Origin of the sequence: Microbacterium sp. H6 (genome assembly GCF_003314775.1) — a bacterium.
Classification (GTDB): Bacteria; Actinomycetota; Actinomycetes; order Actinomycetales; family Microbacteriaceae; genus Microbacterium; species Microbacterium oxydans.
This window is the reverse complement of sequence record NZ_QOAY01000126.1, coordinates 1-1,170: the sequence shown is the minus strand read 5'-3', so window position 1 is coordinate 1,170 and position 1,170 is coordinate 1. Positions and strand designations below refer to the sequence as shown.

At 69.5% G+C, this 1,170-nt stretch carries 1 protein-coding gene and 1 pseudogene; both read left to right on the top strand.

The annotated features are described in order from the left end of the window. On the top strand, positions 1 to 350 hold a 350-nt coding region (locus DSP71_RS08290; RefSeq protein WP_113680838.1), incomplete at its 5' end, for an LPXTG cell wall anchor domain-containing protein. Between the two features lie 202 nt (positions 351 to 552). Then, positions 553 to 1,170 (top strand): annotated as a pseudogene (locus DSP71_RS08285) (hypothetical protein); the annotation flags it as partial.

Below are 1,170 nucleotides of genomic sequence, written 5' to 3'. Positions count from 1 at the left end.
GGGGCGCCGCGACCGCCGATGCCGACGGGGCGTTCCGCACCGCTGTCACGATCCCCGCGAAGACGCCGGCCGGTGCGCACACACTGGCGGTGATCCTCCCCGACGGGACCGAGGCGACCGCGCCGATCACGGTCACCCGCGCGGGGGACGGCTCCGGCGGCGTCGCACCGGGAACGGGGACGGGCACAGCCCCCGGTGCGGGATCCAGTGGCGGAGCGGATGCGTCGTCCACGGGCGGTGACCTCGCCACGACGGGCGGTGCACCCGGTTGGTACCTCGTCGGCGGCGCTCTGCTGCTTCTGAGCCTCGGTGGCGCGCTCGTCCTCCGACGGCGTCGGGGTCGCAGCTGACCGCACGCTCTCATGCTCCATGGGCGGGGCGGCTTCGAGGTCTTCTCGACGTCGCCCCGCTCGATGGGCAAAACTCCCCATCGAGCGGTATTCCAGGACGCAGTTAGGATGAACGGGTGCTTCGTGGGCCCGTCGGGTCGCGATCGAGGAGAACAGAGAGTGTCACCCTGGGGGGGAACCGGGTATGAAGGCGTTGTCATGGATGCGCGCACGACCGAAGACACTGGCGTCAGCGGCCGGTGTCACCGTGGGCGTGATCGCCATCACCACGATGGCCTTCACCTATGAGGGGTTCCCGACCACCAAGGTCGATCTGAACGACGGCGGCGTCTGGATCACCAAGACGTCGAGCCTTCTCGTGGGGCACTTCAACCACGAGTCGACGGTGCTCGACGGCGGACTGCGCACCACGGGTGAGAACTACGACATCCTGCAGGACACGAACAACATCCTGGTCGTCGACGAGAACGCGTCGACACTCACAGCCGTCGATCCTGCACGCGTCTCGCTCGGCGATTCGGCGAAGGTCCCGTCCTCCTCGAAGGTCGCACTGGGCAACCGCACGGCTGCGATCCTCGATCAGAAGACCGGCGAGCTCTGGGTCGTGCCGGCGCAGGGCGTCGCGTCCTTCGAGGCCGAGGTCAACGAGCCGGTGGCCGAGTTGGGCGCTAGCGCCGATGTCGCCGTGGCCAAGGACGGCACCGTCTTCGGACTCGCCCCGGAGCGCGGCGAGGTGGTCACCGTCCCCGTCGACAACGAGGGGGAGGCGCTCGACGCCTCCGCCGCGTCGGTCGGCGAACTCGACGCGTCCGCCAAGCCC